Source organism: Pseudoalteromonas sp. 20-MNA-CIBAN-0454, from assembly GCF_040308685.1.
GTDB lineage: Bacteria > Pseudomonadota > Gammaproteobacteria > Enterobacterales > Alteromonadaceae > Pseudoalteromonas > Pseudoalteromonas nigrifaciens.
This window is the reverse complement of the sequence record NZ_JBEOOB010000126.1, coordinates 1-349: the sequence shown is the minus strand read 5'-3', so window position 1 is coordinate 349 and position 349 is coordinate 1. Positions and strand designations below refer to the sequence as shown.

The following is a 349-nucleotide window of genomic DNA, read 5'->3' as shown; positions in this document are numbered from 1 at the left end:
ATGAGTTCATTCGAGCCAAAGCACGAAGAGAAAGCGGCCATAAGCGCCCTACTACTTAGTGAAATAGCAATTCATCCAGACGATCAAGTAAAGGTGGCTTAGAAATGGATTTAGTAACATACAACTACCCTACTGGCGTACTCGCTAAAATTACAGATGAAGAGTTGTTAGATGAAGCTAAAAAGCGCGGGTTTTATAAGTCTTATTGTAAGTGGGATCACTTAGCTAACCAATTCATGCTTGGCTTTGGCCGTATCGCGTTTAAGAACTCGATACCACGTAACAGGCATTTAGTGTTTATCGGTTTTTTAAGTGATTATCTAACCTCGTTTACAGCCGAACACACAGA

1 protein-coding gene is annotated in these 349 nt (G+C 40.7%); it reads left to right on the top strand.

Going from position 1 to position 349, the window contains the following annotated elements; translation table 11 throughout:
- Positions 1 to 104: 104 nt before the first annotated feature.
- Positions 105 to 349, top strand: a 245-nt coding sequence (locus AAEZ22_RS18250) for a hypothetical protein (RefSeq protein WP_352298418.1), incomplete at its 3' end; no start/stop codon positions are given.